The organism is Bradyrhizobium sp. CCGE-LA001 (assembly GCF_000296215.2).
In the GTDB taxonomy this organism is placed as follows: Bacteria; Pseudomonadota; Alphaproteobacteria; order Rhizobiales; family Xanthobacteraceae; genus Bradyrhizobium.
Window position 1 is genome coordinate 7,243,994 of the sequence record NZ_CP013949.1, and the last position, 26,264, is coordinate 7,270,257.

The 26,264-nt window shown below is 64.2% G+C and carries 21 protein-coding genes and 1 pseudogene; 14 read left to right on the forward strand and 8 right to left on the reverse strand.

What is annotated here, in order from left to right:
- Positions 1–52: 52 nt before the first annotated feature.
- The 4 genes and pseudogenes from pimC to BCCGELA001_RS33070 form a co-directional block, all read right to left on the reverse strand.
- Complete coding sequence (pimC, locus tag BCCGELA001_RS33055; protein WP_008547097.1) at positions 53–1,243, reverse strand: pimeloyl-CoA dehydrogenase large subunit; 1,191 nt, start codon at positions 1,241–1,243, stop codon at positions 53–55.
- Between the two features lie 90 nt (positions 1,244–1,333).
- Positions 1,334–2,521 (reverse strand): acetyl-CoA C-acyltransferase, encoded by a 1,188-nt coding sequence (locus BCCGELA001_RS33060; protein ID WP_008547098.1) that lies wholly within the window; start codon positions 2,519–2,521, stop codon positions 1,334–1,336.
- Positions 2,518–4,196: pseudogene (pimA, locus tag BCCGELA001_RS33065) on the reverse strand (dicarboxylate--CoA ligase PimA). The gene BCCGELA001_RS33060 and the pseudogene pimA overlap by 4 nt, the downstream one beginning before the upstream one ends.
- Before the next feature lie 136 nt (positions 4,197–4,332).
- The gene (locus BCCGELA001_RS33070) at positions 4,333–6,429 is read right to left on the reverse strand and encodes a 3-hydroxyacyl-CoA dehydrogenase NAD-binding domain-containing protein (RefSeq protein WP_060737192.1); all 2,097 of its coding nucleotides are present in this window, start codon (positions 6,427–6,429) and stop codon (positions 4,333–4,335) included.
- A gap of 130 nt (positions 6,430–6,559) precedes the next feature.
- Here BCCGELA001_RS33070 and BCCGELA001_RS33075 point away from each other — a divergent pair, with 130 nt between their 5' ends.
- The 10 genes from BCCGELA001_RS33075 to BCCGELA001_RS33120 all read left to right on the forward strand — a co-directional run bounded on the left by BCCGELA001_RS33075 (position 6,560) and on the right by BCCGELA001_RS33120 (position 17,904).
- A complete protein-coding gene (locus tag BCCGELA001_RS33075; protein WP_008541739.1) occupies positions 6,560–7,426 on the forward strand; it encodes an IclR family transcriptional regulator in 867 nt (288 codons plus the stop codon).
- A 66-nt stretch (positions 7,427–7,492) separates the two neighbouring features.
- The gene (locus BCCGELA001_RS33080) at positions 7,493–8,290 is read left to right on the forward strand and encodes an ABC transporter ATP-binding protein (RefSeq protein WP_008541737.1); all 798 of its coding nucleotides are present in this window, start codon (positions 7,493–7,495) and stop codon (positions 8,288–8,290) included.
- Positions 8,287–9,000 (forward strand): ABC transporter ATP-binding protein, encoded by a 714-nt coding sequence (locus tag BCCGELA001_RS33085; RefSeq protein ID WP_060737193.1) that lies wholly within the window; start codon positions 8,287–8,289, stop codon positions 8,998–9,000. Before BCCGELA001_RS33080 ends, BCCGELA001_RS33085 begins: the two co-directional genes overlap by 4 nt.
- 13 nt (positions 9,001–9,013) lie before the next feature.
- A complete protein-coding gene (locus BCCGELA001_RS33090) occupies positions 9,014–9,892 on the forward strand; it encodes a branched-chain amino acid ABC transporter permease (protein WP_060737194.1) in 879 nt (292 codons plus the stop codon).
- 2 nt (positions 9,893–9,894) lie between these two features.
- Positions 9,895–10,914, forward strand: coding sequence for a branched-chain amino acid ABC transporter permease (locus tag BCCGELA001_RS33095; protein ID WP_060737195.1), 1,020 nt, complete (start codon positions 9,895–9,897; stop codon positions 10,912–10,914).
- Between the two features lie 39 nt (positions 10,915–10,953).
- The gene (locus BCCGELA001_RS33100) at positions 10,954–12,189 is read left to right on the forward strand and encodes an ABC transporter substrate-binding protein (RefSeq protein ID WP_060737989.1); all 1,236 of its coding nucleotides are present in this window, start codon (positions 10,954–10,956) and stop codon (positions 12,187–12,189) included.
- A gap of 119 nt (positions 12,190–12,308) precedes the next feature.
- Entirely contained in the window at positions 12,309–13,535 is a 1,227-nt protein-coding gene (locus BCCGELA001_RS33105) for an ABC transporter substrate-binding protein (RefSeq protein ID WP_008541717.1), read from the forward strand.
- 252 nt (positions 13,536–13,787) lie between these two features.
- Positions 13,788–15,017 (forward strand): ABC transporter substrate-binding protein, encoded by a 1,230-nt coding sequence (locus BCCGELA001_RS33110; protein WP_060737196.1) that lies wholly within the window; start codon positions 13,788–13,790, stop codon positions 15,015–15,017.
- 180 nt (positions 15,018–15,197) lie between these two features.
- Complete coding sequence (locus tag BCCGELA001_RS33115) at positions 15,198–16,427, forward strand: ABC transporter substrate-binding protein (protein WP_060737197.1); 1,230 nt, start codon at positions 15,198–15,200, stop codon at positions 16,425–16,427.
- 193 nt (positions 16,428–16,620) lie between these two features.
- Positions 16,621–17,904 carry a glycerate kinase type-2 family protein gene (locus tag BCCGELA001_RS33120; protein ID WP_060737198.1) on the forward strand — a complete coding sequence of 428 codons (1,284 nt, stop codon included), beginning with the start codon at positions 16,621–16,623 and terminating at the stop codon, positions 17,902–17,904.
- A gap of 173 nt (positions 17,905–18,077) precedes the next feature.
- Here the strand turns inward: BCCGELA001_RS33120 and BCCGELA001_RS33125 are convergent, their stop codons facing one another.
- Positions 18,078–18,611: a MarR family winged helix-turn-helix transcriptional regulator gene (locus BCCGELA001_RS33125; RefSeq protein WP_008541699.1), complete on the reverse strand. Its 534-nt coding sequence runs from the start codon at positions 18,609–18,611 to the stop codon at positions 18,078–18,080.
- Between the two features lie 173 nt (positions 18,612–18,784).
- Here BCCGELA001_RS33125 and BCCGELA001_RS33130 point away from each other — a divergent pair, with 173 nt between their 5' ends.
- From BCCGELA001_RS33130 to BCCGELA001_RS33140, 3 genes are read left to right on the forward strand one after another with little or no spacing between them, the layout of a single operon-like run.
- Positions 18,785–19,825: a branched-chain amino acid ABC transporter permease gene (locus tag BCCGELA001_RS33130; protein ID WP_008541696.1), complete on the forward strand. Its 1,041-nt coding sequence runs from the start codon at positions 18,785–18,787 to the stop codon at positions 19,823–19,825.
- 7 nt (positions 19,826–19,832) lie between these two features.
- Complete coding sequence (locus BCCGELA001_RS33135) at positions 19,833–21,602, forward strand: branched-chain amino acid ABC transporter ATP-binding protein/permease (RefSeq protein ID WP_060737199.1); 1,770 nt, start codon at positions 19,833–19,835, stop codon at positions 21,600–21,602.
- Positions 21,599–22,330, forward strand: coding sequence for an ABC transporter ATP-binding protein (locus tag BCCGELA001_RS33140; RefSeq protein ID WP_060737200.1), 732 nt, complete (start codon positions 21,599–21,601; stop codon positions 22,328–22,330). The genes BCCGELA001_RS33135 and BCCGELA001_RS33140 overlap by 4 nt, the downstream gene beginning before the upstream one ends.
- 173 nt (positions 22,331–22,503) lie before the next feature.
- Here BCCGELA001_RS33140 and BCCGELA001_RS33145 read toward each other — a convergent pair whose 3' ends face one another.
- Positions 22,504–23,133, reverse strand: a complete 630-nt coding sequence (locus BCCGELA001_RS33145; RefSeq protein ID WP_008541684.1) for a pyridoxamine 5'-phosphate oxidase family protein — start codon at positions 23,131–23,133, stop codon at positions 22,504–22,506.
- A 123-nt stretch (positions 23,134–23,256) separates the two neighbouring features.
- Between BCCGELA001_RS33145 and BCCGELA001_RS33150 the strand changes: the two genes are divergently transcribed.
- Complete coding sequence (locus BCCGELA001_RS33150) at positions 23,257–24,141, forward strand: LysR family transcriptional regulator (RefSeq protein ID WP_060737201.1); 885 nt, start codon at positions 23,257–23,259, stop codon at positions 24,139–24,141.
- Positions 24,142–24,292: 151 nt separating this feature from the next.
- Here the strand turns inward: BCCGELA001_RS33150 and BCCGELA001_RS33155 are convergent, their stop codons facing one another.
- Positions 24,293–24,712, reverse strand: coding sequence for a PaaI family thioesterase (locus BCCGELA001_RS33155; RefSeq protein WP_060737202.1), 420 nt, complete (start codon positions 24,710–24,712; stop codon positions 24,293–24,295).
- Positions 24,713–24,958: 246 nt separating this feature from the next.
- Complete coding sequence (gene pobA, locus BCCGELA001_RS33160) at positions 24,959–26,128, reverse strand: 4-hydroxybenzoate 3-monooxygenase (protein WP_060737203.1); 1,170 nt, start codon at positions 26,126–26,128, stop codon at positions 24,959–24,961.
- Positions 26,129–26,264: the final 136 nt, after the last annotated feature.

A 26,264-nucleotide genomic window follows, 5' to 3' on the forward strand; every position in this document is an offset into this window, starting at 1 on the left:
TGGGTCCCCCGCCTTCGCGGGGGACGACACCGTCATTGCCTTGCGCGCACCGTCACAGCCCCAGCACCGCCTTGGCGATGATGTTGCGCTGGATCTCGTTGGAGCCGCCGTAGATCGAGACCTTGCGGTTGTTGAAGTAGCTCGGCGCGATCTGGGCGGTCCAGTCCATGGCTTCGTTGGAGCCGTCGTCGCCGTGGACGTCGTAGGGCGCGGCGAACGGGCCGATCACTTCCATCAGCAGCTCGGTGGTGGTCTGCTGGATCTCGGAGCCCTTGATCTTCAGCACCGAGGAGGCCGGATTCGGCTTGCCCTTGCCGTGCTTGCCTTCGTCGGCGACGACGCGCAGCTGCGTCAGCTCGAGCGCCTTCAGCTCGATCTCGCAGGCCGCCAGCTTCTCGCGGAAGGCGGGGTCCTGGATGATCGGCTTGCCGCCGGACTCGACCTTCGACGCAAGATCCTTGATGCGGCGGATGCGCTCCTTGGAGACGCCGACGCGGGCGATGCCGGTGCGCTCATTGCCGAGCAGGAACTTGGCGTAGTCCCAACCCTTGTTCTCTTCGCCGATCAGGTTCTCGTAGGGAACCTCGACGTCGTCGAAGAAGACTTCGTTGACCTCGACGCCGCCGTCGATGGTCTGGATCGGGCGCACGGTGACGCCCTTCGACTTCATCGAGAACACGATGAAGGAGATGCCCATCTGCTTCTTGGCGTTGTTGTCGGTGCGGCACAGGCAGAAGATCATGTCGGCGTGCTGGGCCAGCGTGGTCCAGGTCTTCTGGCCATTGATGATCCACTTGTCGCCCTTGCGCTCGGCCTTGGTCTTGAGCGAGGCGAGGTCGGAGCCGGAGCCGGGCTCGGAGAAGCCCTGGCACCACCAATCGTCGACATTGGCGATGCGCGGCAGGTACTTCTTCTTCTGCTCATCATTGCCGAAGGTGTAGATGACGGGGCCGACCATGCTGACGCCGAAGGCGAGCGGCTGCGGCGCCGGATGAGCCTGGAGCTCCTCGTTGAAAATGTAGTGCTGCACGGGCGTCCAGCCGGTGCCGCCATATTCCTTCGGCCAGTGGCTGACGCCCCAGCCCTTCTTGTTGAGGATGCGCCACCAAGTCACCATCTCGTCCTTCGAGAGATGACGACCCTCGACCATCTTGCGCCGCGTGTCCGGCGGGACGTTGTCGCGGAAGAACTGCCGCACTTCCTCGCGAAACGCCTGCTCTTCTTTCGTGAATGCGAGATCCATCGGATCCTCCTGTGAGCGATTTTATTCTTACCAAATCCGCCGTCATTCCGGGATGCGCCGTAAGGCGCAGGCCCGGAATGACAGAAAGAGTTACTGCAACACCTCGAACAATCCCGCCGCGCCCATGCCGCCGCCGACGCACATGGTGACGACGGCGTACTTGGCCTTGCGGCGGCGGCCTTCGATCAGAGCATGGCCGGTGAGGCGCGCGCCCGACATGCCGTAGGGATGGCCGACCGAGATCGCGCCGCCGTTGACGTTGATCTTCTCGGGGTCGATGCCGAGCTTGTCGCGGCAATACAGCACCTGCACGGCGAAGGCTTCGTTGAGCTCCCAGAGACCGATGTCGTCGACGGTGAGGCCGTGGCGCTTGAGCAGGCGCGGCACGGCGAACACCGGGCCGATGCCCATCTCGTCCGGCTCGCAGCCCGCGGAGACGAAGCCGCGGAAGATGCCGAGCGGCTTGAGGCCGCGCTTGGAAGCTTCCTTGTCGCTCATGATCACGGAGGCGCTGGCGCCGTCGGAAAGCTGGCTGGCATTGCCGGCGGTGATCGAAAAGCCCTCGCCGCGCACGGGCTTGAGGCCGGCGAGGCCTTCGGCGGTGGTCTCGGGGCGCGGACCTTCGTCCTGCGACAGCGTGACATCCTTCATCGAGACGGCACCGGTCGCCTTGTCGGTCACCGCCATCTGCGTGGTGATCGGCGCGAGCTCGTCCTTGAACTTGCCGCCCTGCTGGGCGGCAGCGGTGCGGCGCTGGCTCTCCAGCGAATATTCATCCTGCTTCTCGCGCGAGATGCCGTAGCGCTTGGCGACGACCTCGGCGGTATCGATCATGGGCATGTAGACCTCGCCCTTGATCTTGAGCAGCGCCGGATCCTGCGCGTGGAAGCCGTTCATCTTGTCGTTCTGCACGAGGCTGATCGACTCGCCGCCGCCACCGACCGCGATCTCGACGCCGTCGAAGATCACCGAGCGCGCGGCGAGCGCGATCGCCTGCAGGCCCGAGGCGCATTGCCGGTCGATCGTGGTGCCGGCGACGGTAACGGGCAGGCCGGCACGCAGCAGCGCCTTGCGCGCGATGTTGCCGCCGGTCGCGCCCTGCTGCAGCGCTGCGCCCATCACGACGTCCTCGACCTCCTTCGGATCGACCTTGGCGCGCGCGACGGCTTCGCCGATGGCGTGGCCGAGCAGGGTCGCGCCCTCGGTGGCGTTGAGCATGCCGCGATAGGCCTTGCCGATCGGGGTGCGGGCGGTGGAAACGATGACGGCGTCGGTCAAGAACGACCTCCTGATGAGTGTTGAGCTGATTGTGACGGTTTCTGCTGCTGGCGCAACTCGTGGCGCGACAGCTTCCCGACCGGCGTGCGCGGCAGATCGTCGACGAACGCGACCTCGGCCGGCAATTCGTGCTTGCCGAGCTTGCCCGTGAGCTGACTGCGCAGCTCGTCGAGCGAGAACGGTTTTGCCTCAGGCCTCAGCTTGATGAAGGCTTTTGCGGCCTCGCCGCGGTAGGGGTCGGGAATGCCAAGCACGATCACCTCATGCACCCCGGGAATGGTGTAGATCGCCTGCTCATCTGCGGATAGACGTTGAAGCCGCCGGAGATGATCATGTCCTTCTTGCGGTCGACCAGGAAGAAATAGCCGTCCGCATCCATGTAGCCGATGTCGCCGGTGAGGAAGCGGCCGTCGACGAAGGCGTCCGCGGAGCCCTCCGGCTTGTTCCAGTAGCCCTTGGTGACGTTCGGGCCCTTGATGCGGATCTCGCCGACTTCGCCGGGCGGCAGCACTTTTTTCGGATCGTCCAGCGCGACGACGTCGAGTTCGATGCCAGGCAGCATGAGACCGATCGAGCCGGGCTTCTCGGGACCGGTGGGCGGATGGCCGGTGCCGGGCGAGCAGGTCTCGGTCATGCCCCAGCCGCTCTTGAGCTTCTTGCCGACCTTGCGCTCGAAGTAGCTTGCGACCTCGACGGGCAGCGGCGCGCCGCCGGAGCCGATGGCGTTGAGCGAGGAGAAATCGCGCTTGTCGAGATCAGGCAGCGCCGCGATCGCGATCCACATCGTCGGCACGCCCGGAAAATATGTCGCGCGCTTGACCTCGATGTCGCGCATCACGGCTTCGACGTCGAAGCGCTGATGCAGCGAGATCAAATTGCCGCGGCGGAGCGAGGACAGCAGCACGACGGTGAGCGCATAGATGTGGAACAGCGGCAGCACGCAGATCACGCGCTCGATGATTTCGCCGCGCGCGGCGCGCGACGGCTTACCCCAGACGTCGTAGATCGACACCGCCGAGGTGAGATTGCCGTGCGTCAGCATCGCGCCCTTGGGCAGGCCGGTGGTGCCGCCGGTATATTGCAGCAGCGCGACGTCGTCGGCCCCGACGTTCGGCCATGCTGCGGGCACGGCCGCGCCCTCGACGAAGGTCTTGAAGGTGACGATGCGGGGATCGTTGGGGATCGCGGCCTGCGGCGTGCCGACCTTGCCCCAATCATCGTCCTCGCAGACGACGAGGCGATCGATCAGGCCTTTCTCCAGGAATTTCAGCGCGGTCGGCAGCAGCGCCTGGAGGTTCGAGGTGACGAGCAGCCGCGACCCTGAATCGGACACCTTGTGCGTCAGCGCGATCTCGCCGTCGAGCGGCGACAGATGCGCGACGCGGCTGCCGGCCTTCAGCGCACCGAAGAAGTTGACGGGGTGATCCGGCGTGTTGCCGAGGAACAGCGCGACGGAGGAATCCCTGCCACAGCCGGCGCGCAGGAACGCCGCAGCCGCACGCTCGGCTCGCGCGGCGAGATCGGCGTAGGAAATCGGACGCTCCCGGAATTCCAGCGCGGTGCGCGGGCCGTACTCGGCGGCGGCCTTCGACAACAGGTCCGGGAGCGTGCCCTGGACGATGGTGTCGCCCCAACGCACGCCCTCGGGATAAAACTGTTCGCCGGGATGGGTCATTCCTGCATCACAATCAGTCGTCATTCCGGGGCGCGACGAAGTCGCGAGCCCGGAGGCCGCACGCTCTGAGGAGAAACGGATTCCGGGCCTGGCCCTTCGGGCCATCCCGGAATGACGTGCGGATAGACTACGGCCATCACGCCGCCTTTGACGCCGCCGCGAGCGAGGCAAACGTCTTGCCTTCTGCCGCGAGCTTCTTCAGCAGCGGCGCGGGCTCGAGGCTGGGATCGTTGGTCTCCTTGGCATAGAACGACAAACGATCGGCGATGTGCTTGAGGCCGACGCTGTCGGCCCAGAACATCGGGCCGCCGCGATAGATCGGCCAGCCATAGCCGTAGAGCCAGACCACGTCGATGTCCGAGGGACGCGCGGCGATGCCCTCTTCCAGGATCTTCGCGCCCTCGTTGACCATCGGATACATCATGCGCTCGAGGATCTCCTCGTCGCTGACGACGCGCTTCTTGCGGCCGAGACGGAGCAGCGTCTCATCGATCAGCTTCTCGACCTCGGGGTCGGGCATCGGCGCGCGCGAACCGGCTTCGTACTTGTAGTAGCCCTTGCCGGTCTTCTGGCCGAAGCGGCCGGCTTCGCACAGCGCGTCCGCGATCTCGGACTTGATCCCGCGATCTTTCCGCGAGCGCCAGCCGATGTCGAGGCCGGCGAGATCGCCCATGGCGAACGGCCCCATCGGCATGCCGAACTTCGTCACCACGGCGTCGACCTGCTGCGGCAGCGCGCCTTCGAACAGCAGCTTCTCGGACTGCTTGCTGCGCTGGGCGAGCATGCGGTTGCCGACGAAGCCGTCGCAAACGCCGACCACGGCCGGCACCTTTGCAATCTTGCGTGCGATCGTCACGGCGGTGACCAGCGCGTCCGGCGCGGTCTTGTCGGCACGCACGATCTCGCACAGCTTCATGACGTTGGCCGGCGAGAAGAAATGCATGCCGAGCACGTCCTGCGGACGCTTGGTCGACTTCGCGATCTCGTCGATGTTGAGATAGGACGTGTTGGAGGCGAGCACCGCGCCCGGCTTGGCGTACTGGTCGAGCTTGCCGAACACTTCCTTCTTCACCGCCATGGTCTCGAACACGGCCTCGATGACGAGATCGGCGTCGCCGACATTCTCGATGCCGACCTTGCCGTCGATCAGCGCCATGCGCTTGGCGGGCGCATCGGCCGGGATGCCGCCGCGCGCCGCGGTCGCCTCCCAGTTCTTCTGCATGATGCCCATGCCGCGCTTGAGCTGCTCCTCGGCGGTCTCGATCAGGGTGACCGGGATGCCGGCATTGGCAAAGGACATCGCGATGCCGCCGCCCATGGTGCCGGCGCCGAGGATGGCGACCCGGTTCACCGGCCGCCCCTTGGTGCCCTCAGGCACGCCCGCGATCTTGTTGGCTTCGCGCTCGGCGAAGAAGGCGTAGCGCTGCGCCTTGGACTGGTCGCTGGCGACGAGCTTGAGGAAGCCCTCGCGCTCTTTCTTCAGGCCCTCGTCGAACGGCAGGTCAATGGCGCAGCCGACGGCGTCGGCCGCCGCGAACGGCGCCTCAAGGCCGCGCGACTTCTTGGTCATGGCGGCAACGGCGTTGGTGAAGATCGAACGGTCGGCTTTGGCCGCGGCGAGCTTGGAATCGTCGTCGCGCAGGCGGCGCAGGGGACGCTTCTCCGCGATCAGCTTGCGCACGAAGGCCTCGCCGCCGGAGGCCGGGCCCTCGACGATCTCCTCGATCAGACCGTTCTTCAGTGCTTCCGCAGCACCGATGGGATCACCGCCGACGATCATCTTGACGGCGAGCTCGGGACCGACCGCGCGGGGCAGACGCTGAGTGCCGCCGGCGCCCGGCAGCAGGCCGAGCTTCACCTCGGGCAGGCCGAGCTTGGCCTCTTTCACCGCGACACGGAAATGGCAGGCGAGCGCAACCTCGAGCCCGCCGCCGAGCGCGGTGCCGTGGATCGCGGCAACCACCGGCTTCGACGAATTCTCGATTTCGGACAGCACGTCGTTGAGAGCCGGCGGCTTCGGCGGCTTGCCGAATTCGGTGATATCCGCACCCGCAATGAAGGTGCGGCCGGCGCAGGTCAGCACGATGCCCTTGATGGCGGGATCGGCGACAGCGGCCTTGATGCATTCCAGGATTCCGCCGCGCACTGCGGCACTGAGCGCGTTGACCGGAGGACTGTTCACCGTGACGATGCCGACTTCGTCATGACGCTCAAGCTTGACCACTTCGCTCACGGTGTCCCTCCTTGGTGGGCTATATGCTTTTGTCGATTTCGCGGTGCGGAATTTAATTCCGCATCTTGACGGCAGGGTTATTTTGAAGCACGGACGTTGTCAACGACTCCGCGCAAGAAGCAGATCAGGGATGAAGCGTACAGGAAAGAAGACTGCGACCGATCGGAATTTCGTCGTCGCGCTTTCCCGCGGACTGGACGTATTGCGCGCATTCCACCCCAATGACGGCCTTCTCGGCAATCAAGAGATCGCGGCGCGGACGAATCTGCCTAAGCCGACCGTGTCGCGGCTGACCTATACACTGACAAAGCTCGGTTATCTGACGCCGGTTCCACGCTTCGAGAAGTACCAGCTCACGCCCGCGGCGATGTCACTCGGCTACGCCGCACTCGCAAATCTCGGTGTTCGGCATTTGTCCGAACCGTTTCGCGAGGAAATGATGCGCGCGACCGGCGGCGCGGTCGCCGTCGGCGGCCGCGACCGTCACAGCATGATCTATTTCGGACAGAGCCGCGGCAGCGAGACCGTCGGCGTTCAACTTGACGTCGGCTCCCGCGTACCGATTGCAACCAGCGCGATGGGCCGCGCCTATTTCTGGGCACTCGACGCCGACGATCGCGCGGAGCTCTCGCGTCTGCTGCGCGAGCATTACGGCAGCCGCTGGCCGAAGATGCGCGATGGATTGGAACGTTCCGGCGAGACCGTGGCGAAGTACGGCTTTGCGATTTCGGTCGGCGACTGGCACGACGACATCGGCGCCGCCGGCGTCGCACTCAAGCTCAACGACGGAACTGGACCTTACGCATTTAACTGCGGCGCGCCCGCATTCCGTTTCACGGAAGAGCGTTTGATCAACGACATTGGACCGCGTCTGCTCGCGATGGTAAGGAACATCGAAGCGGCACTCGGGGGTCTGATGCCGCAATCAAAAAAAGAACCCAGCAAAAAGCTGAGATCAGGAGGAAGAGTTGCACGCGTGGCCGAGGGGATCAGATAGTCTTTGTCATCGCTGGGAGCGGTTTGCATCGCCCCTTTGCCCACTGAATCACGTGGGCGAGACGAGATGACGCAGGCACAGCTCGCGCAGGGGACATCGCCCCTGCTCGCCGTTCGCGACGTCAGCGTCGTGTTCGGCGGCATCGTCGCGCTCAACGGCGTGTCCTTCGACATGCACAAGGGCCAGATCCTCGGATTGATCGGGCCAAACGGCGCCGGCAAGACAACGCTCTTCAATTGTCTCTCGCGGCTCTATCAGCCGTCGTCCGGCGACATCCTGATGGAAGGCGTGAGCATCCTGACACGGGCGCCGCACCGGATCGCCGAGATCGGCATCGGCCGCACTTTCCAGAACGTCGCGCTGTTTCCGAACCTATCGGTGATGGACAATGTCCGTGTCGGCGCGCATTCGAAGACCTCCAGCGACATCATCAGCGACTCCCTGAAGCTTGCCTGGGTCCGGCGCAGCGAGGCCAGCGTCAACAAGAAGGTGCACGAGATCCTCGCTTATCTCGGCCTTGAGGACGTCGCCCACACCGTCGTGTCCGGCCTGCCCTTCGGCACACAGAAGCGGGTCGAGTTGGCGCGCGCTCTGGCAGCCGATCCGAAGATCCTGCTGCTCGACGAGCCGGCCGGCGGCCTCAACCACGAAGAAGTCTACGTACTCGGGGACCTCATTCGCCGCATCCGCGATGAGCGCCACATGACCGTGCTGCTGGTCGAGCACCACATGGGCCTCGTGATGTCGATCGCCGACCACGTCGTCGCGCTGAATTTCGGCAAGAAACTCGCGGAAGGCACGCCGGCTCAGGTGCAGGCCGATCCCGACGTCATCAAGGCCTATCTCGGGAGCAAGGATCAATGACGCAGCTGCTCAACGTCAAGGATCTGCGCGCCTATTATGGCCAGGTCCAGGCGCTCCACGGCCTGTCCTTCTCGCTCAACGAGGGCTCGCTCGTGACGCTGCTCGGCGCCAACGGCGCCGGCAAGACCACCACACTGCGCGCGATCTGCAACATGGTGCGCTCCACCGGCGACGTCGAGTTCGAAGGCAAGCCGCTGAACAACCGCTCCACCGAGAGCATCGTGAGATTCGGCATCGCCCACGTGCCGCAAGGCCGCGGCACCTTCACCAATATGACGGTGGAGGAGAATCTCCAGTTGGGGGCCATCACCCGCAAGGATCGCGCCGGCATCGTCTCCGACATCGAGCGCATGTATGCGCATTTTCCGGTCCTGAAGCAGCGCCACACCCAGCAGGCCGGCACGCTCTCCGGCGGCGAGCAGCAGATGCTCGCGGTCGCGCGCGCGTTGATGCTGCGGCCGCGCCTGATGCTGCTGGACGAGCCGTCCTTCGGCCTCGCGCCGCTGGTGGTGCGTGACCTGTTCGGCATCCTCGGCAAGATCAACCGCGAGGACAAGGTGTCGATCCTCGTGGTCGAGCAGAACGCGCAACTCGCGCTCGAACTCGCCGACCAGGCTTATGTGATCGAGACGGGCCGTATCGTGATGTCCGGCAAAGCCAAGGACATCGCGAACAACGAAGAAATCCGCAAATCCTATCTGGGTTACTGAGGGAGCCGGGACAATGGAGCTGTTCACCAACCAGGTCCTGGCCGGCATCGCCACGGGCGCGATCTATGCCTGCATGGCCTTGGCCGTCGTCATGATCTACCAAGCCATCGATCATCTCAACTTCGCGCAAGGCGAGATGGCGATGTTCTCGACCTTCATCTCCTGGCAGTTGATGCAGTGGGGCGTGTCCTACTGGGCCGCCTTCCTGATCACGCTGGCATTTTCCTTCGTCGCGGGCATCGCGATCGAGCGCATCCTGTTCAAGCCGCTCGCGAAAGCACCGGTGCTGACCAACGTCGCCGGCTTCATCGCGCTGTTTGCGATCATCAACTCCTCGGCCGGCCTGATCTGGGACTTCACGATCAAGCAATATCCGACCCCGTTCGGCTCCGCACCGTTCCTCGGCAGCCAGCTGATCTCCACCCACCAGGCCGGCATGATCGGCGTCACGATAGCGCTGCTGCTCGCGCTGTATTTCTTCTTCCAGTACACGCGGATCGGTCTTGCGATGCGCGCGGCCGCCTCGGTGCCTGAATCGGCCCGCCTCGTCGGCATCAACACGAGCTGGATGATCGCGCTCGGCTGGGGCATGGCAACCGCGATCGGCTCGATCGCCGGCATGCTGATCGCTCCGGTTGTTTTCCTCGAGCCCAACATGATGGGCGGCGTGCTGATCTACGGCTTCGCCGCCGCGGTGCTCGGCGGTCTGTCGAGCCCGTTCGGCGCCGTGGTCGGCGGCTTCCTGGTCGGCGTGTTCGAGAACCTCGCCGGCACCTACATCCCCGGCGTCGGCAACGAACTGAAGCTCCCGATCGCGCTCGCGCTGATCATCTCCGTCCTGGTCGTCAAACCCGCTGGCCTGTTCGGCCGGCCAATCGTCAAGCGAGTTTGATCATGAGCGCAGCAGAAGAAGTCGTCACCGAAGGCCACGAGGCGGTCGAGGCGGTCCCGAAGCGGGCCATGACGCTGGGCACCGGCACCTCGCTGGTGGTGCTGGCGGCGTTGTTGGTCGTGCCGTTGTTTGTCAAGAACTTCATCATCTTCCAGATGACGATGCTCCTGATCTACGGGCTCGCGGTGCTGGCGCTGAACATCCTGACCGGCGGTTCCGGCCAGTTCTCGCTCGGCCAGAGCGCATTCTACGCCGTCGGCGCCTATACCTCGGCGGTGCTGATGGAGCATGCCAACGTCAACTATGCGCTGACCATCCCGATTTCCGCAGCGATCTGCTTCGGGTTCGGCTACCTGTTCGGAAAGCCGGCGCTGCGGCTGTCGGGCATCTATCTCGCGCTCGCGACCTTCGCACTCGCCACCGCAATGCCGCAGCTGCTCAAGCTGAACTTCCTCGAGCACTGGACCGGCGGCGTGCAGGGCCTCGTCGTCACCAAGCCGGACGCGCCGTTCGGCCTGCCGATGTCGCAGGACATGTGGCTGTACTATTTCACGCTCATCGTGACGATCGCGATCTACATCTTCTCGGTGAACCTGCTGCGCTCCCGCTCGGGCCGCGCCTTCATGGCGATCCGCGACAACGAGATCGCGGCCTCCTCGATGGGCGTCAATGTCGCGCTCTACAAGACACTGGCCTTCGGCGTGTCCGCGGGCATCACCGGCGTCGCCGGCTCGCTCGGCGCCATCGCCGTGCAATTCGTCGCGCCCGACAGCTACACCATCACGCTCGCGATCTCGCTGTTCCTCGGCATGGTCGTCGGCGGCGTCGGCTGGCTGCCCGGCTCGTTCGTCGGCGCGGCCTTCATCATTTTCGTGCCGAACATGGCGGAGAGCATCTCAAAGGGCCTCTCCGGCGCCGTGTTCGGCGTCCTCCTGTTCCTCGTCATCTACCTGGTGCCGCATGGCGCACGGCAGATCGCGATCCTGGGCCAGCAACTCGCCGGCAAGATCAGGAAGAACTGAAGACTCTCATCCAGGCGTTCATTGAAGAAGGAGATCGAATTGCTTTTTGGAAGAACACTGCGAGCCGCCGCGCTGGTCACGGCAACGGCGGCCATTTCCCTCACCTCCGGCGCTGCACTCGCCCAAAAGAAGTACGACACCGGCGCGTCCGATACCGAGATCAAGATCGGCAACATCATGCCGTACAGCGGTCCGGCGTCGGCCTATGGCATCATCGGCAAGACCGAAGAAGCCTACTTCCGGATGATCAACGACAAGGGCGGCATCAACGGCCGCAAGATCAACTTCGTTAGCTATGACGACGGCTATTCGCCGCCGAAGGCCGTCGAGCAGGTGCGCAAGCTGGTCGAGAGCGACGAGGTGCTGGTGGTGTTCAACCCACTCGGCACGCCCTCGAACACGGCAATCCAGAAGTACCTGAACGCCAAGAAGATCCCGCAGCTCTTCGTCGCCACCGGCGCCACCAAGTGGAACGACCCGAAGAACTTCCCCTGGACCATGGGCTGGCAGCCCTCCTACCAGAGCGAAGCGCAGATCTACGCGAAATGGCTGATGAAGGAGAAGCCCGACGCCAAGGTCGCGATCCTCTACCAGAACGACGATTTCGGCAAAGACTACCTCAAGGGCACCAAGGACGGCCTCGGCGCCAAGGCCTCGTCCATGATCATTATGGAGGAGAGCTACGAGGTGTCCGAGCCGTCGATCGACGGCCACATCGTCAAGATCAAGGCCGCCAATCCCGACGTGCTCTTGATCTACACCACGCCGAAGTTCGCGGCCCAGACCATCAAAAAGACCGCCGAGCTCAGCTGGAAGCCGCTCCAGATCCTCACCAACGTGTCGATCTCGGTCGGCAGCGTGATGAAGCCGGCCGGCTTCGAGAACGCGCAGGGCGTGCTGTCGGCGGCCTATGCCAAGGACTCCACGGATCCGCAATGGGCCAACGACCCCGGCATGAAGAAGTGGAATGAGTTCGTCGACAAGTACATGCCTGGCGCCGACAAATCGGACACCAGCATGGTCTACGGCTATGGCGCCGCCTCGACCCTCGCCAAGGTGCTGGAGATGTGCGGCGACGATCTCACCCGCGCCAACATCATGAAGCAGGCCGCCGCATTGAAGGACTTCGCTCCGGACACCCTGCTGCCCGGCGTCAAGATCAACACCAGTGCCACCGATTTCGCTCCGATCGCGCAGCTCCAGATGATGCGTTTCAAGGGCGAGAAGTGGGAACTGTTCGGCGAGATCATCAGCGGCGACGTCGCCTCCGAGTGAACCGCTGACGCAACAATTCGAGCTGACAAGCCCCCGCGGGCGACCGCGGGGGCTTTTTGTTGACGGCCGGCGTCAATCTTGTTCAATGCGGCGCCGATCCAGCCCGGGGTAGGAGAACTATGATCGCCGTTCGATTTCAGGTTGCGACCTTCTCGGCCGCATTCGCGTTGTGCACTGCGATGAGCGGCGGGGCACTGGCGCAAAAGAAATACGATACCGGCGCCTCCGACACCGAGATCAAGATCGGCAACATCATGCCCTATAGCGGCCCCGCCTCCGCCTATGCCGCCATCGGCAAGACCGAGGAGGCCTATTTCAACAAGATCAATGCCGAGGGCGGCATCAACGGCCGCAAGATCAGGTTCATCTCCTATGACGACGCCTACTCGCCGCCGAAAACGGTGGAGCAGGCGCGCAAGCTGGTCGAGAGCGACGGCGTGCTTTTGATCTTCGGCTCGCTCGGAACCTCCACCAACAATGCAATCCGCAGATACATGAACGAGAAGAAGGTGCCGCAATTGTTCGTGGCGAGCGGCGCCTCGAAGTGGAACGACCCGAAGAACTTCCCCTGGACCATGGGCTGGCAGCCGAGCTACGTCAGCGAGGCGCGCATCTACGCCAAGTACATCATGAAGGAGAAGCCGGACGGCAAGATCGGCGTGCTCTACCAGAACGACGATTTTGGCAAGGACTATCTGAAGGGACTGAAGGAGGGCCTTGGCCCGAAGGCCTCGATGATCGTGCGGGAAGAAGGCTACGACACCTCCGAGCCGGCGATCGACGAGCGGGTTGTGAAGCTGAAGTCCACGGGCGCCGATATCTTCATCAGCATTAGCAGCCCGAAATTCGCCGCGCAGGGGATCAAGAAGGCGGCGGAGATCAACTGGCATCCGATCCAGATCATCTCCAACGTGTCGGCTTCGGTCGGCGGCGTGCTGGAGCCGGCCGGCCTCGAGGTCTCGCAAGGCGTGCTGTCGGCGAGCTACGCCAAGGACGGCTCCGACCCGCAATGGAACGCCGACGACGGCATGAAGAAGTTCTACAATTTCCTCGCGCAGTACGAGCCAAAGGCCAACAAGCTCGATGCCGGCGTGGTGTTCGGCTATGCGGCAGCGCAGACGATGGTGAAGGTGCTGCAGATGTGCGGCGACGATCTCACCCGCGAGAACATCATGAGGCAGGCCGCCTCCTTGAAGGATTTCGAACCCGATACGCTCTTGCCCGGGATCAAGATCAACACCGCGCCGGACGATTTCGCGCCGATCAAGCAGCTGCAGATGATGCGCTTCAAGGGCAAGAAGTGGGAGCTGTTCGGCGATGTGATCTCGAGCGAGCTTGGCCACTGAGCGTCGCGCAATTAAAGATCGCGCTGCTATACGTCGACAACTTAAGCGCAATTGATTAACGGCGCGCGGAATCTCACGAGCCGGAATATTCCCCGCGGCCTCAAATCATTTGCACGTCCTTCGCCGGTGACCCAGGCGCGCTTTTTCTTGCTGGCCGCGATTTATGGGTATTGAATGTGCGACGGAGCGGCGCGCAACGACCGCTCCCAATCAAGAACAATCGACACATTCAACCGACCCAGGGAGAGCGAGATGCCTGCAATGCACGTGCGGTTGGCAGCTTTTTCGGCTGCCTTCCTGATGGCTACCACCTTGTCCACGGCAGCATCGGCACAGAAGAAATACGACACCGGCGCGTCCGACACCGAGATCAAGATCGGCAACATCATGCCCTACAGCGGACCGGCCTCCTCTTACGGCGTGATCGGCAAGACCGAGGAGGCCTATTTCCGCAAGATCAACGCGGAAGGCGGCATCAACGGTCGCAAGATCAGCTTCGTCTCCTATGACGACGCCTATTCCCCGCCGAAGACGGTGGAGCAGGCGCGCAAGCTGGTCGAGAGCGACGAAGTCCTGCTGATCTTTAATTCGCTCGGAACGCCGCCGAACTCGGCGATCCAGAAATACATGAACCAGAAGAAGGTGCCGCAGCTGTTCGTCGCCACCGGCGCTACCAAATGGAACGATCCGCAAGCTTTCCCGTGGACCATGGGCTGGCAGCCGAACTACCAAAGCGAGACCGTCATCTATGCCAAGTACATCCTGAAGAACAAGCCGGACGCCAAGATCGCGGTGCTCTATCAGAACGACGATTACGGCAAGGACTATCTGAAGGGCTTCAAGGACGGGCTCGGCGCCAAAGCGGCCTCGATGATCGTTATCGAGGACACCTATGAGGTCTCCGAGCCGACCATCGACTCGCACATCGTGAGACTGAAGGCCTCGGGCGCCGACGTCTTCATGAACATCACCACGCCGAAATTCGCGGCGCAAGCGATCAAGAAGAATGCCGAGCTCGGCTGGAAGCCGCTGCACTTCCTCAACAACGTCTCGAACTCGATCGGCAGCGTGATCAAGCCGGCCGGCTTCGAGAATGCGCAGGACGTCATCTCGTCGCAGTATTTCAAGGATCCCACCGACGCGCAATGGAAGAGCGACCCTGCGATGATTGGCTGGAACGAGTTCCTGGACAAGTACTATCCGGAAGCGAACCGCGCCGATGCCGCGGTGATGTACGGCTACATCGTGGCCCAGGGCCTTGTCCACGTGCTCAAGGCCTGCGGCGACAATCTGACCCGCGAGAACGTCATGAAACAGGCCGCCAGCATCAAGGATTACGAGCCGGGCGGCCTGTTGCCGGGCATCAAGGTAAACACCTCGGCGACCGATTTCGCCCCGCTCTCGCAGCTGCAGCTGATGCGCTTCAAGGGCGAGCATTGGGAGCGATTTGGCGACATCCTGAGCGGCGACGTCGGCGGCTGAACGTTAACCAGTCGCCGAACGTGTGACCAAAAATCGACTAAAGACGCAGCCCCTGCGGCTCTGCCGCAGGGTCTTTTCCTTGAAGCCCTCGGGCAAATCGTATTGAATTGCGACGCGTCGCCAAAAACAATCAAGCCAAGAAAAGGACGCGCACACATCAAGAAAAACAGGGAGATTGGAATGCCTGCTGTCACCGGCAAGCTTGCGGCCGCTTCATTGGCGCTCGCGCTTCTCGCGGCCACGACGTCCACCGCATCGGCCCAGAAGAAATACGATACCGGCGCGACCGACACCGAGATCAAGATCGGCAACATCATGCCCTACAGCGGACCGGCCTCCGCCTATGGCATCATCGGACGGACCGAGGCCGCCTATTTCAAGAAGATCAACGAAGAGGGCGGCATCAACGGCCGCAAGATCAATTTCGTCTCCTACGACGACGCCTACTCGCCGCCCAAGACGGTGGAGCAGGCACGCAAGCTCGTCGAGAGCGACGAGGTGCTGCTGGTCTTCAACTCGCTCGGCACGCCGCCGAACTCGGCGATCCAGAAATACATGAACTCGAAGAAGGTGCCGCAACTCTTCGTCGCCACCGGCGCCACCAAGTGGAACGATCCACAGAACTTCCCCTGGACGATGGGCTGGCAGCCCAACTACCAGAGCGAGACGCAGATCTACGCGAAGTACATCCTGAAGGCGATGCCGAACGCCAAGATCGGCGTGCTCTACCAGAACGACGATTACGGCAAGGACTATTTGAAGGGCCTGAAGGACGGTCTCGGCGCCAAGGCCGCGAGCATGATCGTGCTGGAGGAAAGCTACGAGACTTCGGAGCCGACCATCGACAACCACATCGTCAAGCTGAAGGCGACGGGCGCCGACGTCTTCATCAACATCACCACGCCGAAATTCGCGGCGCAGGCGATCAAGAAGATCTCCGAAATCGGCTGGAAGCCGACGCACTTCCTCAACAACGTCTCGGCCTCGGTCGGCAGCGTGATCAAGCCCGCCGGGTTCGAGAATTCGCAGGACATCATCTCGGCGGCCTATCTGAAGGACGTGTCCGATCCGCAGTGGAAGGACGACGCCGGCATGAAAGCCTTCCTGGAGTTCATGACGAAGTACTTCCCCGAAGGCGACAAGCTCGACGGCGGCACCATCGTCGGCTACGGCGTGGCGCAGACGCTGGTCGAAGTGCTGAAGAAGTGCGGCGACAATCTCACGCGCGAGAACGTCATGAAGCAGGCGGCGAGCCTGAAGGACTTCCGCACCGAAGTGCTGCTGCCCGGCATCAAGATCAACACCGGCGCGAACGACTTCGCACCGATCAGCTCGCTCCAGCTCATGAAGTTCAAGGGCGACAAGTGGGATCTGTTCGGTGAGGTGATCAGCGCCGACGCCGGCGGTTAGTCGCAAGGAACCAGCAATGACAGGCCCCCTGCGCCGATGGCGCAGGGGGCTTTTGCTTGTGCGCCGATCATGATCACGCGATTGCACAATCGAATGATGGCGAAGCCGGCTTACGCTTTCGGGCCTGATGCGGTAGGCATGTGACTGGCCGGCGCCCACCGCCGATCTCTCCTGTCTACCAAGGCCTTTCGTCATGACCGATCGCCGTCCCCTGCTTCGCGCGCTCTACGACGCTGCCGTTGCCGCCGCCCATCCGAACACGATCCTGGCGCCGCATCTGCGCCCTGCACCCAGGGGACGCGTGATCTGCCTCGCCGCCGGCAAGGGCGCCGGCGCGATGGCGACGGCGGCCGAACGGCACTATCTCGACACGCTGAAGCTCGCACCGGAGCGCCTCGTCGGTATCGCCACCACGCGCCACGGCTACGGCGTGCCGACCCGCCGCATCCGCGTGGTCGAGGCCGGCCATCCCGTGCCCGACGAGGCCGGGCTGAGGGGCGCCGCCGACACGCTCGCGCTCGCGGGCGAGGCCGGTCCCGACGATCTGCTGCTGGTGCTGCTCACCGGCGGCGGCTCGGCGAACTGGATCGCGCCGGTGGAGGGCATCAGCTTCGCGCAGAAGCAAGCGGTCAACAAGGCGCTGCTCCGTTCGGGCGCGCCGATCGGCGAGATGAACGTCGTGCGCAAGCATCTCTCGCGGATCAAGGGCGGCCGTCTCGCGCGCGCCGGCAGGAATGCTGCCGAGATCGTGACGCTGGCGATCTCCGACGTGCCGCATGACGATCCCTCCGCGATCGCCTCCGGCCCCACCGTGCCGGACCCGACGACGCTCGCCGATGCGCGCGCAATTGTCGCGAAATACAGGCTCGACATCGACGATGCGGTGCGGCGTGCCCTCGACGATTCCGCCAATGAAAGCTGCAAGCCGGGCGACGCGGCCTTTGCGCGCGCGCAGTTCGAACTGATCGCGCGGCCCAAGCAATCGCTCGACGCCGCCGTCAAGCTCGCGCGCGAGGCCGGCTTTGAGACCATCGATCTCGGTGCCGATCTCGAAGGCGAGGCGCGCGAGGTCGCCGCCGATCATGCCAGGCTCGCGCTTGAAGCCCGCGCGCAAGGCAAGCGTGTCGCGATCCTCTCCGGCGGCGAGCTCACGGTCACCGTGCGCGGCAATGGGCGCGGCGGACCGAACCAGGAATACGCGCTGGCACTCGCCGGCCTCCTGAAGGACACCCCAAACATTTCGGCGCTGGCCGCCGACACCGACGGCGCCGACGGCGGCGCCGGTCATCCCACCGACCCGGCCGGCGCGCTGATCGACGCCGCGACGTTTGCGAAGATGAAGGCGCAGAGGCTCCAGCCGCAGGCCTATCTCGACAACAACGACGCGACGACGTTCTTCGAGGCGACCGGCGATCTGCTCCAGCCCGGCCCGACGCTGACCAACGTGAACGACATCCGCGTGGTTTTGGTGGACTGAAGTTCGCTTACCCTCCCCTGGCGGGGGAGGGTCGGCTCGCAATCGAGCGCAGCGAGATGCGAGACGGGGTGGGGTGACAGTCTCTCAACCGATGCAGTGCCCGAGTGGAGAGATCACCCCCACCCCGCCCACGCTACGCGCGGTCGACCCTTCCCCCGAGGAGAGGGTAGGAGTCAAAACTCGTTGGCGATCTTCGACAACATCCCCAGCAAGGCTTCGCGGTTGCTCTGCCCGAGCAGGTCGTTCAGCCGGGCCTCGTGCTTGGTGGCGACGAGCTTCTTGGCGCGGGCGAGCACCGCCTTGCCCTTGTCGGTGAGCACCAGGATGTGGGAGCGGCGGTCGTTGGTGGAGCGGATGCGCGCGCACAGGTCGCGGCTTTCGAGATTGTCGAGCATAGCCACGAAATTCGGCCTGAGGATGCCGAGCGTGGAGGCAATCTCGGTCTGGTTTCGGCCCGGATTCTTCTCGACCAGCAGCAGCACGGAGAATTGCGCCGGCGTGAGCTGGAGCGAAGCCATGCAGCGCAGGAAATTCTCGAACACCTTGAGCTGGGCCCGCTTCAAGACGTAGCCCAGCTGTTCGGAGAGCTCGCCGAGCTGGAGGGCCTCCGCCTGCGGCTCGCCTGCGTCCTTGCGGCCCTTGGCCGCGTCGGCCGGCTTTTCGGAGGACTTTTCAGCGGACTTTTCAGCGGTTTTGGAAACGGTCATCGCCTCGTGCTCGTAATCCCGCTAAGTTTAGGGCAGGTCGTTCCCTACCCTTGATGTTATATTTGATAATTGTTATGGACCATATCAAATATCGTCAGCGTTTTTCAATGGCTGTGAGCGGACGGTCCACCACAATCGCGGGGATCGGTCCGGATTAGGGGGAGCGTCCGGTCTTGAATACCACCATCATGCTGTTCCTGGTGCAGGACGGCATCACCAATGGCGCGATCTATGCGCTACTCGGCCTGGCGCTGGTGCTGGTGTTCGCCGTCACCCGCGTCATCCTCATTCCCCAGGGCGAATTCGTCACCTATGGCGCGCTGACCTACGCCTCGCTGGCGGCGGGCCAGATGCCGGGCACCGCCAAGCTCGCGTTGGCGCTGGGCATCGGCGCCTTCGCCTTCGACCTGTTCGCCGCGCGCAAGGCCCTGCACGGCCGCCTGATCCTGCGAAGCGTGATCGCCAACGTCGTGCTGCCGGCCATCGTGCTGGCGCTGACGCTGTACTTCGCCGCCCAGAAGCCGCCGATCGCGGCCTGCATCGCGCTGTCGCTGGTGATCGTGGCCATGATCGGCCTCTACATCTACCGCATCGCGTTCCAGCCGCTGGCCCACACCTCCGTGCTGGTATTGCTGATCGCCTCGGTGGGCGTCCATCTCGCGCTGCAGGGACTTGGCCTGTTGTTCTTCGGCGCCGAGGGACAGCGCGGGCCTGCCGTGCTGTCCGGCGCCTTCACCGCCGGTGCGCTGCGCTTCACCGGCCAGAGCATCACCGTCTACGCCATCACCATCGCCTTCATCGTCGCTCTCTGGCTGTTCTTCGGCCTGACGCTGTACGGCAAGGCGCTGCGCGCGACCGCGGTGAACCGTCTCGGGGCGCGGCTCGCCGGCATCCGCACCACACTGTCAGGACAGATCGCCTTCCTGCTGGCGTCGGTGATCGGTGCGCTGTCGGGCATCCTGATCGTGCCGATCACGACATTGTACTACGACTCCGGCTTCCTGATCGGCCTGAAGGGCTTCGTCGCCGCGATCATCGGCGGCCTGGTCAGCTATCCGCTCACCGCCGTCGCGGCACTCGTGGTCGGCACGGTCGAGGCATTCTCGTCCTTCTACGCCTCTAATTACAAAGAGGTCATCGTCTTCATGTTGCTGATCCCGGTGCTGCTGCTGCGCTCGCTCGCCGCGCCGGCGGTCGAGGAAGAGAAGGACTGAGGCTAAGATGCAAAGCCGGCTTCCCATTCTCGTCTTCGCAGCCGTCATGGCGGTGATCCCGTTCATCCCGGGCATGCCACCGTTCTGGATCGTGCTGCTCGACAATATCGGCCTTGCCGCCCTGGTCGCGATGGGCCTCGTACTGCTGACCGGCGTCGGCGGCCTGACCTCCTTTGGACAAGCCGCCTTCGTCGGCTTCGGCGCCTACACCACCGCGGTGCTGTCGACGGCCTATGGCGTCTCGCCGTGGCTGACCCTGCCGCTGTCGCTCCTGGTCAGCGGCGTGTTCGCAGTGCTGCTCGGCCTGATCACCGTCCGCCTGTCGGGCCATTACCTGCCGCTCGGCACCATCGCCTGGGGGCTCGGGCTGTTCTATCTCTTCAGCAAGCTGGAATTCCTGGGGAGAAACGACGGCATCTCGGCGATCCCGCCACTGTCGATCGGCACATTCAAGATGCTCTCGCCCGGCTCGATCTATTACGCGATCTGGATCGCCGTGATCGTTTCGGCGCTGTTGACGATGAACCTGCTGGACTCCCGCACCGGCCGCGCCATCCGCGCGCTCAGGCGCGGCCATGTCGCGGCGGAAGCTTTCGGTGTGCACACGCCGCGTGCCAAGCTCCTGGTGTTCATCCACGCCGCCGTGCTCGCCGGGCTCTCGGGGTGGCTCTACGCGCACCTTCAGCGCGCGGTGAACCCGACGCCGTTCGGCGCGCATATGGGCATCGAATACCTCTTCATCGCCGTGGTCGGCGGCGCCGGCTATGTCTGGGGCGGCGTGCTGGGCGCCGCGATCGTCGTGATCCTGAAGGAGGTGCTGCAGAGCTATCTGCCGCTGCTCCTGCCCGGCTCCGGGCAGGTCGAGACCATCGTGTTCGGCATCATGCTGGTGGCGCTGCTCCAGCTCGCACCCGGAGGGTTGTGGCCCTGGCTGATGTCGTTCCTGCCCGAGCGCATCGGTGGCAAGACGCCCGACACCTCGCTGAAGCTCGAGCATCGTGCCCGCGCACCCGGCGAGTCCAACACCCTGCTCCAGGTCGACAAGGCGCGGAAGCAGTTCGGCGGCGTGGTCGCGGTCAACAACGTCTCCTTCGACGTCCATGCCCGCGAGATCGTCGCCCTGATCGGCCCGAACGGCGCCGGCAAGAGCACGACGTTTAACCTGATCACCGGCGTGCTGTCGGCGACCTCGGGCTCGGTGTCGGTGCTCGGCAAAAAGGTCGACAAGGCGCCGCCGCAGGAGATCGTCAAGCTCGGCATCTCCCGCACGTTCCAGCACGTCAAGCTGGTGCCTGATATGACGGTGCTGGAGAACGTCGCGATCGGCGCGCATCTGCGCGGCCACGCCGGCCCAGTTGCCTCGATGCTGCGCCTCGACCGCGCCGACGAGGCCAAGCTGCTCGCGGAAGCCGCCCGCCAGATCGAGCGCGTCGGCCTCACCGAGCAGATGCACCAGCTGGCCGGCAGCCTTTCGCTCGGCCAGCAGCGCATCGTCGAAATCGCCCGCGCGCTCTGCGTCGACCCGATGCTTTTGCTGCTCGACGAGCCGGCCGCGGGCCTGCGCCACATGGAGAAGCAGCGGCTGGCAACGCTGCTGCGCGAGCTGCGCGACGGCGGCATGAGCGTGCTGCTGGTCGAGCACGACATGGGCTTCGTCATGAACCTCGCCGACCGCATCGTCGTGCTCGATTTCGGCACCAAGATCGCGGAGGGCACCCCCGCCACGATCAAGACCAACCCGGAAGTGATCAAGGCTTATCTCGGAGTGGCGGCATGAGCGCGTTGTTGTCCGTCGCCGACGCGCATGTCGCCTATGGCAAGGTCGAGGCGGTGCGCTCGGTCTCGCTCGAGGTCGGCGCCAACCAGATCGTCACCATCGTCGGCGCCAACGGCGCCGGCAAGACCACGCTGCTCTCGGCCATCATGGGCATTTTGCCGCTGAAAGGACGCGTCGCCTTTGCCGGCCAGGAGCTCGCCCGGCTCGACATCGAGGATCGCGTCGCGATGGGCCTCGGCCTCGTCCCTGAACATCGCGAATTGTTCGTCACCATGAATGTCGAGGACAATCTCGAGCTTGGCGCCTTCCGCATCGAACGGAGCAAGGCGAGGGCTTCGATGGAGCGCGTCTACGCGCTGTTTCCGCGGCTGAAGGAGCGGCGCAAGCAGCTGGCCGGCACGCTCTCCGGCGGCGAGCAGCAGATGCTCGCGATGGGCCGCGCGCTGATGGGCGAGCCGAAGCTCCTGATGCTGGACGAGCCGAGCCTCGGCCTCGCCCCGATCATCGTCGCCGACATCTTCCGCATCGTCACCGAGCTGCGCGCCGCCGGCGTCTCCGTGCTGCTGGTCGAGCAGAACGCACAGGCCGCGCTGAAGATCGCGGACCAGGCCTATGTGATGGAGCTCGGCGAGTTCGTGCTCAGTGGCAAAGCCAGCGATATCGCCGCGAACGAGCGGGTTGCGGCGAGCTATCTCGGCTTCCAGCACGAAGGCACGAGCGCGATCTGAGTTTCGCAGCGCCGCGGTATGGTATACTCGCTGTCATCGCCCGGCTTGATGTTTAGACCGGGCGATCCAGTACTCCGAGGTGGTTGCGATCGAGACCAGAGGCCTCTGCGTACTGGATGCCCCGCCTTCGCGGGGCATGACGTCGAAAGATACGGTGAAAGGAAGAAGACCATTCAATCTGGCGTCTCTTGCTTCCCCTTCAGCGCCGCCAGCTCCGCTTCCAGTTCCGCAATCCGCTGATCCCTTGCAGCGAGTGCCGCCGCCACATCCGCCGCGTCGAACTTCTGCGGGATGTGCTGCGGGCAGTTGGTGTCCCAAGCTGCGATCTTGAACAGGATCACCTGCTCGGGCCGGGCGCGGTAGCCTTTCGGCATCAGTGAGGTCGTCAGCGCCTCGTCGTCCTCGACGATGCGCGCCTCGCCCCAGATCTTCACCCGGCGGCGATGGGCATAGTCCATCACGAAGATATAGGCCTTGGGATTCTCCGAGAGATTGCCCTGGGTGATGAACTGCTGGTTGCCGGCATAGTCGGCGAAGGCGAGCGTCTGCTTGTCCAGCACCTTGACAAAGCCCTTGGGCCCACCGCGATGCTGGATATAGGGCTGGCCGTCCGCGGAGGCCGTGGCGAAGTAGAAGCTGTTGGCCTCCGCGAGGAAGGCCGCGAGATTGTCATCGACCTCGGTGCGCCAGCCGCGCTGCTCGCTGCGCGCATAGGCCTCGCGCGAACCCTTGCGCGCCTGGATCGCCTTCACCGCCGACGAAAAGGCGACGTCGCTCGCGTAAGTGTGGACTGCTGTCGTCATCGGAACATCTCCTGAAGTGTCAGGGCGCATTCCTGCGTCTTTCGCCAGCTAAGATGGACTGGCCGGCCGCTAAAACAATCACGCCTCTTGACACTTCATCGTTGCAATATATGCAATAATGCCATGGACCGGCTCGACGCCATGCACGTCTTCGTCACCGTCGCCGATCTACGCGGCTTTGCGCCGGCGGCGCGCAAGCTGCGCTTGTCGCCCTCGGCGGTCACGCGCCTGATCGCGGCGCTGGAGGAGCATCTCGGCGCGCGGCTGTTGCAGCGGACCACCCGGCAAGTGACGCTGACCGACGTCGGCACGCGCTACCTGGAGCGCGCGCGGCGCATCCTTGCCGATGTCGAGGAGGCCGACGGCTCGGCGCGACAGGAGCGTAACCGGCCCAGCGGACATCTCGTGGTGTCCGCGCCGGTCGGCTTCGGCCGGCTGCATGTCGGGCCGGTCATGACTGCCTATCTCAAGCGTTATCCCGAGGTCGCCTGCGAATTGCGGCTGTCGGACCATCTGGTGAACCTGGTCGAGGACGCGGTGGACGCCGCCGTCCGCATCGGCCATCTCGCCGATTCCTCGCTGGTCGCGCGCCAGGTCGGCGAGATGCGGCGGATCGTGGTGGCCGCGCCCGGCTATCTCAAGCGTCACGGCGAGCCGAAGACGCCAGAGGCGCTCGCCAGGCACCAGACCGTCCAGTTCGGCCCCTGGTCCGAATGGCGCTTCCAGCAAGGGGGCCGCGATATCGAGGTGCCGCTGTCCCCTCGTTTCATCAGCAACAGCGCCGACGCGGCGCTGCAATATGCCGAGGCCGGCGGCGGCGTGACGCGCGTGCTGGCCTATCAGGCGGCCGAGGGCCTGAAGCGCGGCCGGCTGAAGATCCTGCTCGCCGCATATGAACAACCGGCGCTGCCGATCCACATCGTCTACCCGACCTCGCGCCTGCTCTCGGCCAAGGTGCGTGCCTTCGTCGATCTCGTGGTGGAGACGGCGAAGTGGAGGTTTGTGTGAAATGCGTGTCCCGGACAAGCTGCAACGCCCTTGGCGTTGCGGCGCAGAGCCGGGATCCAGGAGCAGCAGGTTGGACTGCGGATGAATGGGTCCCGGCTCTGCGGAGCGGCACTTCGCGCCGCACCGCGTCCGGGACACGAAGAGGGCGGCCTCACCCCTTCTTCGGCACCACCCTGAACGTCCCGCTGGCGCGCGCGATCACGGCATCATCCGCCTTCACCAGGCATTGCGCGAAGCAGATCGTGGAGCCGGTCTTGATCGCCTCGCCCTCGACCGCGAGCCATTGGCCGAGCTCGGCGGCGCCGACATAATCGACCGACAGCGAGATCGTGACGAACGACGTCGACCAGCCCGTTGCCTGAGCACAGCTATACCCCATGGCGGCATCGGCCAGCGCCGCGATGAGCCCGCCATGAATGAGCCCGCGCGCGTTGGTGTGCGGCGTCCCCAGCCGCAGCCCTACGGTGACGCCATTCTCGGTCTTCTTCGAGTAGAGCGGCTCCCAGGGATCGGTGAGCGGGGCTTTGCGGAAATGCGGCTCGAAGCCGGCGGGGATGTCGGGAGTAGCCATGGATGTCTCGCGTTGCTGTGTCGGCCGCATTCAACGCGATGTGGATGACGGTTGCATCAATTACAAAGTTTCAAACGAAGTTTGCGCGGGCGTTTGAAACGGGCCCGCTGTCGCAGGTGATGACAACGTGCCTCACAGCGGCGGTGCCGTAGGGTGGGCAAAGCGAAGCGTGCCCACGAGCTTTCGCGATCATAGGAAGATGGTGGGCACGGCGCTTCGCGCCTTTGCCCACCCTACAGCACCGTCTCAGAACGGCAGCCCGACATAGTTCTCCGACAACGACGTCATCGCGGCCTGCGATTGCGTGACGTAGTTGAGCTCAGCAAGCTGGATACGGGCGCCGATGGTGCCGGTGTCGGGGAATTTGTGCAGCATCGACGTCATCCACCAGGAGAAGCGCACCGCTTTCCAGACCCGCGCCAGCGCCTTGGCCGAGTAAGCGTCGATGCCGGCGCTGGATTTCTCGTCGTAGAACTCGCGCAAGGCGCTCGACAGATAGTGCGCGTCGGAAGCGGCAAGGTTCAGCCCCTTGGCGCCGGTCGGCGGCACGATGTGCGCGGCATCACCGCACAGAAACATCCGGCCGAAGCGCATCGGCTCGGCGACGAAGCTGCGCAAGGGCGCGATGCTCTTCTCGATCGACGGGCCGGTGACGAGGCTGTCGGCCGCCTCCTGGTCGAGCCGGCGCTTCAATTCATCCCAGAAGCGGTCGTCCGGCCATTGGTCGACATGATCGTCGAGCGAACATTGCACATAATAACGGCTGCGCCTGGTCGAGCGCATGGTGCAGAGCGCAAAGCCGCGGGCATGGTTGGAATAGATCAGCTCGTGGCTGACAGGCGGCGTATCCGACAAAATGCCGAGCCAGCCGAACGGATAAACCCGCTCGAACTCCTCGATCGCCGCAGCCGGCACGCTGGCGCGGCTGACGCCATGAAAACCGTCGCAGCCGGCGATAAAATCGCAATCGATCGTGTGGGTGACGCCGTCCTTGACGTAAGTTACGCGCGGGTGACTGCCGTCGAAATCATGCGGCTGGACGTCCCTGGCCTCGTACACCGACACGAGACCGGCGGCCTTGCGGGCATTCATCAGGTCGAGCGTGACCTCGGTCTGGCCGTAGATCATCACGGTCTTGCCGGTCGCGCCCTTCATGTCGATGCGGTGACGGCCTCCGGAGAAGGCGAGCTCGATGCCCTCATGCACCAGGCCTTCGGCATGGGCCCGTGCCCCGGCGCCGATCTGGTCCAGCAGGGAGACAGTTCCCTCCTCCAGCAGGCCGGCGCGGATGCGGCCGAGCACGTAATCCGGGGTCTGCCGCTCCAGGATGACGTTGTCGATGCCGTAGCCGTGCAGCAGTTGCCCAAGCAACAATCCAGCCGGCCCGGCCCCGATGATTGCGACTTTTGTCCGCAATACTTGCTCCTCCCGATCCTGTAGGTTCTGGTCGCGGCCTGCTTGTCGCAAAGGTCCGCAGAAGATAATTATATCATATAACGTTTGCGCAAAAGGGAGCAGTCGTCGCCGGGGCAGCGACAAATCCATGCAACAT

What these genes read in the sequence shown, in the direction of transcription:
- pimC (WP_008547097.1), bottom strand. Translation starts at nt 1,243, where the DNA reads ATGGATCTCGCATTCACGAAAGAAGAGCAGGCGTTTCGCGAGGAAGTG.
- BCCGELA001_RS33075 (WP_008541739.1), top strand. Translation starts at nt 6,560, where the DNA reads ATGAAGCGTACAGGAAAGAAGACTGCGACCGATCGGAATTTCGTCGTC.
- BCCGELA001_RS33080 (WP_008541737.1), top strand. Translation starts at nt 7,493, where the DNA reads ATGACGCAGGCACAGCTCGCGCAGGGGACATCGCCCCTGCTCGCCGTT.
- BCCGELA001_RS33085 (WP_060737193.1), top strand. Translation starts at nt 8,287, where the DNA reads ATGACGCAGCTGCTCAACGTCAAGGATCTGCGCGCCTATTATGGCCAG.
- BCCGELA001_RS33090 (WP_060737194.1), top strand. Translation starts at nt 9,014, where the DNA reads ATGGAGCTGTTCACCAACCAGGTCCTGGCCGGCATCGCCACGGGCGCG.
- BCCGELA001_RS33095 (WP_060737195.1), top strand. Translation starts at nt 9,895, where the DNA reads ATGAGCGCAGCAGAAGAAGTCGTCACCGAAGGCCACGAGGCGGTCGAG.
- BCCGELA001_RS33105 (WP_008541717.1), top strand. Translation starts at nt 12,309, where the DNA reads ATGATCGCCGTTCGATTTCAGGTTGCGACCTTCTCGGCCGCATTCGCG.
- BCCGELA001_RS33110 (WP_060737196.1), top strand. Translation starts at nt 13,788, where the DNA reads ATGCCTGCAATGCACGTGCGGTTGGCAGCTTTTTCGGCTGCCTTCCTG.
- BCCGELA001_RS33115 (WP_060737197.1), top strand. Translation starts at nt 15,198, where the DNA reads ATGCCTGCTGTCACCGGCAAGCTTGCGGCCGCTTCATTGGCGCTCGCG.
- BCCGELA001_RS33120 (WP_060737198.1), top strand. Translation starts at nt 16,621, where the DNA reads ATGACCGATCGCCGTCCCCTGCTTCGCGCGCTCTACGACGCTGCCGTT.
- BCCGELA001_RS33125 (WP_008541699.1), bottom strand. Translation starts at nt 18,611, where the DNA reads ATGACCGTTTCCAAAACCGCTGAAAAGTCCGCTGAAAAGTCCTCCGAA.
- BCCGELA001_RS33135 (WP_060737199.1), top strand. Translation starts at nt 19,833, where the DNA reads ATGCAAAGCCGGCTTCCCATTCTCGTCTTCGCAGCCGTCATGGCGGTG.
- BCCGELA001_RS33140 (WP_060737200.1), top strand. Translation starts at nt 21,599, where the DNA reads ATGAGCGCGTTGTTGTCCGTCGCCGACGCGCATGTCGCCTATGGCAAG.
- BCCGELA001_RS33145 (WP_008541684.1), bottom strand. Translation starts at nt 23,133, where the DNA reads ATGACGACAGCAGTCCACACTTACGCGAGCGACGTCGCCTTTTCGTCG.
- BCCGELA001_RS33150 (WP_060737201.1), top strand. Translation starts at nt 23,257, where the DNA reads ATGGACCGGCTCGACGCCATGCACGTCTTCGTCACCGTCGCCGATCTA.
- BCCGELA001_RS33155 (WP_060737202.1), bottom strand. Translation starts at nt 24,712, where the DNA reads ATGGCTACTCCCGACATCCCCGCCGGCTTCGAGCCGCATTTCCGCAAA.